This is a genomic window from Pseudoalteromonas sp. (assembly GCF_041613455.1).
Classification (GTDB): domain Bacteria; phylum Pseudomonadota; class Gammaproteobacteria; order Enterobacterales; family Alteromonadaceae; genus Pseudoalteromonas.
Genome location: NZ_JBFJHD010000196.1, coordinates 1 through 5,642, shown reverse-complemented (window position 1 = coordinate 5,642; position 5,642 = coordinate 1). Strand labels below are relative to the sequence as shown.

4 protein-coding genes are annotated in these 5,642 nt (G+C 44.5%); 2 read left to right on the top strand and 2 right to left on the bottom strand.

Features of this window, described 5'->3' with window-relative positions; genetic code table 11:
• Positions 1-38: 38 nt before the first annotated feature.
• Complete coding sequence (gene cspD, locus ABYB02_RS13960) at positions 39-257, top strand: cold shock domain-containing protein CspD (RefSeq protein WP_004586755.1); 219 nt, start codon at positions 39-41, stop codon at positions 255-257.
• Positions 258-730: 473 nt separating this feature from the next.
• The gene (locus tag ABYB02_RS13955; RefSeq protein WP_372763029.1) at positions 731-2,956 is read left to right on the top strand and encodes an NADP-dependent isocitrate dehydrogenase; all 2,226 of its coding nucleotides are present in this window, start codon (positions 731-733) and stop codon (positions 2,954-2,956) included.
• 109 nt (positions 2,957-3,065) lie between these two features.
• Here ABYB02_RS13955 and ABYB02_RS13950 read toward each other — a convergent pair whose 3' ends face one another.
• Both ABYB02_RS13950 and ABYB02_RS13945 read right to left on the bottom strand, forming a co-directional pair.
• Complete coding sequence (locus ABYB02_RS13950; RefSeq protein ID WP_372763028.1) at positions 3,066-4,307, bottom strand: amidohydrolase family protein; 1,242 nt, start codon at positions 4,305-4,307, stop codon at positions 3,066-3,068.
• Between the two features lie 12 nt (positions 4,308-4,319).
• Positions 4,320-5,642, bottom strand: a 1,323-nt coding sequence (locus tag ABYB02_RS13945; RefSeq protein WP_372763027.1) for an amidohydrolase, incomplete at its 5' end; no start/stop codon positions are given.

The window sequence follows — 5,642 nt, the reverse complement described above, 5'->3', positions numbered from 1 at the left end:
TTAACTAAATTAGTCAACTTATAGAAGGATGTAGAAGTATGGCTTGTGGTAAAGTCAAATGGTTCAACAACGCCAAAGGTTTTGGTTTCATCGTAGAAGACGGCTGCGAGAATGATATTTTCGCTCATTACTCAACGATTGTAATGGACGGTTATAAGACGCTTAAAGCTGGTCAAGATGTAACATTCGAATTAGAACAAGGCCCTAAAGGCTTGCACGCTAAAAATATAGCCCCTAACGGCGATATTTTAGAGTGACCATCATAGTGTACAACAAAAGCGAGCGACCTTTTTAGATCCTCGCTTGATCCCTTCATTTTTTCATCACTTCTGCTGTATTTATTGCCTCATTCTGTGCAAATTCAACCCTAATCCTTGAATTTATTTTATCTACCCCAATAATTTCACTATTGAATGCTTAACTGCTTGTATGGTGCTTGCAAACTCTAGCCCTTTTTAACCAAGCTTGTTACACTCTTTACCCGAAAAATAACGTATTACGCTAGCCTAAAGGCTAATTTAATTATATTAAATTTTTAGTTATAAATACGACACGAGTTCGTCAGGTGTGATTATTCTACCTTGTTGCTTTATAAGGTAATTTGAGTATTAACACCTAACCGACTGCTCATTGCTTACTGATTGATACTTAACGGTATTTAAACGCGGTTAGCAATGGTTTCTTTGCATTGTTGAATATGGTCTGAAGGGCCAACTATCTAGGAATGATGATGACATCAAAAATTATCTATACAAAAACGGACGAAGCTCCGGCACTGGCAACTTATTCGTTGCTACCTATCATCCAAGCATATACCAATGCGGCGGGTGTTGAAGTTGAAACTCGCGATATCTCTTTAGCAGGTCGTGTAATTGCCAGCTTCCCTGAATATTTAACTGAAGAACAGCGTATTGGTGATGCCCTTGCAGAATTGGGTGAGCTGGCTAAAACACCTGACGCTAACATCATCAAATTACCAAATATCAGTGCGTCTGTACCTCAGCTTCGCGCGGTAATAAAAGAACTTCAAGCGAAAGGTTATGCACTTCCAGATTACCCTGTAGAACCTAAAAATGACGAAGAAAAAGCAATTCAAGCGGCGTACGACAAAATTAAAGGCAGTGCAGTAAACCCAGTATTACGTGAAGGTAACTCAGATCGTCGCGCACCAGCTTCAGTAAAAGAATACGCACGTAACAACCCACATTCAATGGGTGCGTGGAGCAAAGACTCTGCCTCTTACGTTGCTAGCATGAGCGAAGGCGATTTCTTTGGCTCTGAGCAATCAATGACAGTTGATGCAGCCACCGACGTACGTATTGAACATGTTGCTACCAATGGTGACGTGACGGTACTTAAGCAAAGCACCCCACTACTCGCTGGCGAAGTTATTGATGCATCACGTATCAGCGCAGCGAAACTACAAGCATTCTTAGCCGCTGAAATTGACGCAGCTAAAGAAAAAGGCGTGTTATTCTCGCTACATATGAAAGCGACCATGATGAAAGTATCTGATCCAATCATCTTTGGTCATGCAGTAAAAGTATTCTACAAAGACGTGTTTGCTAAACATGGCGCACTTTTTGAAGAGCTTGGCGTTGATGTAAACAACGGCTTAGGCGACGTGTACGCCAAAATTCAAACTTTAGATGACGCAAAACGCGCTGAAATTGAAGCGGATATTGAAGCGGTATACACAAATCGCCCTGCTATCGCAATGGTTGACTCTGACCGTGGTATTACTAACTTACACGTACCAAGTGATGTGATCATCGATGCGTCTATGCCTGCGGCAATCCGTTCAAGCGGTCAAATGTGGAATAACGACGGTAAATTACAAGACACTAGCTTTGTTATTCCTGATCGCAGCTATGCAAGTGTTTACCAAGCGACTATCGATTTCTGTAAAGAGCATGGCGCGTTCGATCCGACCACTATGGGTAGCGTGCCAAACGTTGGCCTAATGGCACAAAAAGCGGAAGAGTACGGTTCACACGATAAAACATTTGAAGCAAAAGCTGCTGGTTCTATCCGTGTTGTAGATAATAACAGTGACGCTACTTTACTAGAGCACAGTGTTGAGCAAGGCGATATCTGGCGTATGTGTCAGGCTAAAGACGCACCAATTCAAGATTGGGTTAAGCTTGCAGTAAACCGTGCACGTGCAACCGGTACACCAGCCGTGTTCTGGCTTGACGAAAACCGTGCTCACGATGCGCAGTTAATCAAAAAGGTGAATACCTACCTTAAAGATCACGACACCAGTGGTTTAGAAATTCAAATTTTACCGCCGCTTGAAGCAACCTTATTCTCGTTAGCCCGCATTAAAGAAGGCAAAGATACGATTTCGGTTACGGGTAACGTATTACGTGATTACCTCACTGATCTATTCCCAATTTTAGAGCTGGGTACCAGTGCTAAAATGCTATCAATCGTGCCATTAATGAACGGTGGTGGTTTGTTTGAAACAGGCGCTGGCGGTTCAGCACCTAAGCACGTACAACAGTTCGAAAAAGAAAACCACTTACGTTGGGATTCATTAGGCGAATTTTTAGCACTAGCTGCATCACTTGAGCACTTAAGTGTGACTACGGGTAACAAAAAAGCACAAGTGCTTGCTGATACCCTAGACAAAGCTACCGGTACTTTCTTAGCAGAAAACAAATCGCCTTCACGTAAAGTTAAAGAAATTGATAACCGTGGTTCTCATTTCTTCTTATCGTTATTCTGGGCACAAGAACTTGCTAAGCAAAATGACGATAGCGAACTGAAAGCACAGTTCACTCAAATCGCCGCTGATCTTGAAACTAACAAAGAACAAATTGTTAATGAGCTAAACGATGCACAAGGTCCAGCAGTAGACTTAGGCGGTTACTTCCAGCCTAACGATGATGCAGCCTTTAAAGCAATGCGTCCAAGCACTACCTTTAACGATATTCTGGCTAAATTAGTTTAATCGTTTAACCGTTAAAAGCCGCTCACTGGTGACAGTGAGCGGCTTTTTTATGCATATAAAAAGGTCGCACGAGGCGACCTTGTAAGACTAATATCAAGTAGAGCTAAGGTTATTTAGTATAAGCGCGTGGCATCGTTGAGTCAGTGGTATAACGTTCACGCAGTTTGTCTTGGCGCGATTGAGTGGTTACTTCCACGCCGTTAATAAACATTTTGTTGACATGGCTACTGAGCTCAAACGGATCGTTACTCCACATCACCACATCCGCTGCTTTACCAACGGCCAAGCTTCCGGCATTAATAGCAAATACATCGGCCACGTTAGCGCTTACCGCTTTTAATGCGCCTTGCTGGCTCATACCGTAGGAAACCGCATTACCAGCATCAAAACGAAGTTGGTAGACGTTATGGCTGGCATCACCGCCCACGGTTAATAACACCTTCACACCGGCTTGCTCAAGCATGCCCGCGTTGTTTAAACTGGCGTTCAGTGAATCGAAGCTGCCTGGTAGGTTATCCATAGCACTGATGATCACCGGCACGTTTGCTTTCGCTAGGTGCTCTTTAACCACCACCGCATCTTGCGCGCCATTAAGCACTAAATTAATGCCAAATTGTTGTTTAACCTTAATTAGCTCAACAATATCGGCGGCACGCGATACGCTCACCACGACGGGCATGTCACCACTGAGTACCTTAACCATGATAGTGTCTTCGGCACTGGGTTTGTCGGCATCTTTCTTCGGCTTTTTAGCCGCTTTGGTTTTATGCTCATCTAGCTTATTAATGAAGGTTTGTAACGTGAATGCCCGCGAGCCTTTTCTGCGCTCACCTAAATGCACGACTAATGCCGCGTGTTTTTGTACCACGCTGTCAAACGTGCCACTTAAGTCGACCACACTTGCCAAGCCGGCAAAAATACTGTCGCCACCGTGCGGGGTGATCACATCGCGCGTGATCCCACCTTTGCGTGCATACGGGATTAAGCTTGAGCGTGGATTAAATGCCAAACTTACATCAAAATCGATACCCGCTTTGTCATCACCCGCATCACGCGAGCCTGCAACAGCGCCAACTTCCACTAAGCCTAATTGGTTAATGCTGGCAATAAAACCTGGGGTAACAATTTGCCCTTGCGCATCGATTACTTTATCGGCTGTGATTGCAGTTGGGTTAATGGCAGTAATTTTGCCATTATCCATCACAATACTTGCGTCTTGTAATACCCCTTGCTCTGTGGCGGTGTGCAATGTGGCGTTAATAATAGCCAGTGATTGTGCGCTTACTGCGCCCGATGCTAATAACCCTGCAGCAACCAGAGAAAGCGAAAACGAACGTGATAATTTTTTCATTCTGGGTGCTCCTTATTGTTGACCTAACATAAAATCACTTTGTGCTTGGAATGCGCTATCGTTTCTGTCGTACACTTTTGCGCCATCAACAAATACTTGCTCGGCTTTTGCATAGACACTAAATGGGTTTTGATCCCAAATAACCACATCGCCTTGTTTACCTGCTTCTAATGAACCGGTTTTATCTTCAATGCCCAATGATTTAGCCGCATTCGCGGTGATCCATTTGATCGCGTGTTGCTCTGAAATATCAAAGCCATTTTGGTTTGCACGATACATTACTTTAGCCGCTTCTTGATTTAAGCGCTGAATAGTGGTGTCTGAATCAGAGTGCACCACGGCACATGAGTTTTTCACCGCATCAACAATCGCAACGTTTTCTTGTACCATGTCGTAGGCTTCCATTTTAAAGCCCCACCAATCTGGCCAAAGCGCTGCACACGAACCATTTTCAGCGAGTAAGTCAGCAATTTTATAGGCTTCAATACCGTGATGGAAGGTGCCCGCGTGATAACCAAACTCTTTAGATAAGTCGATCATCATCGCCATTTCCTCTGCTTTATAACAGTGGTTATGGATCATCACTTCGCCTTCTAATACCCCACGCAGCGTATCGTATTTAATATCGCGAGCCGGCGCTTCGGGGTTTTTACCCGCCGCATAATCGGCGTCATATTTATCCCATGCGCGTTTATATTCTACCGTTTCGGCCCACGCCATTCTGTAACCGGCCATATTGCCCATACGTGTTGACGGTAACGTGCCTTTACGCCCATAAACACGTTTGGGGTTTTCACCACACGCCATTTTTAAGCCATAAGGTGCATCAGGAAATTTCATTCCCTGCATTGTATGCGCAGGTACATTTTTAAGTGTCACGCCACGACCACCAAATAAGTTGGCAGAGCCGGGTAAAATTTGTAACGAGGTAATGCCCCCTTCACGCGCGCGGTTAAAGCCGGGATCTTGTGGCCAAACTGAATGTTCCACCCACACCTCGGCGGTATTTGGGCTGGTCATTTCGTTACCATCTTGGTGCGACTCAACCGAAGGGTTTGGATAAGCCCCTAAATGTGAGTGTACATCGATGATCCCAGGTGTAACCCATTTGCCTTGAGCGTCAATGGTGACATCAGCTTGTGCTGTTAGGTCTTTACCCACTTGCTGTACTTTACCAGCAACAAGTAACACATCGGCGTCATCCAAACGCTCACCCGTGCCGGTCAAAACGGTGGCATTGGTAATTAATGTTGTGCTGTTTGCAACCGGGGTGTAAGTGCTAGGGTAAGGGTTTTTATTAATTGTTATTTTATCATCTTGCGGGCCGTTATCTTG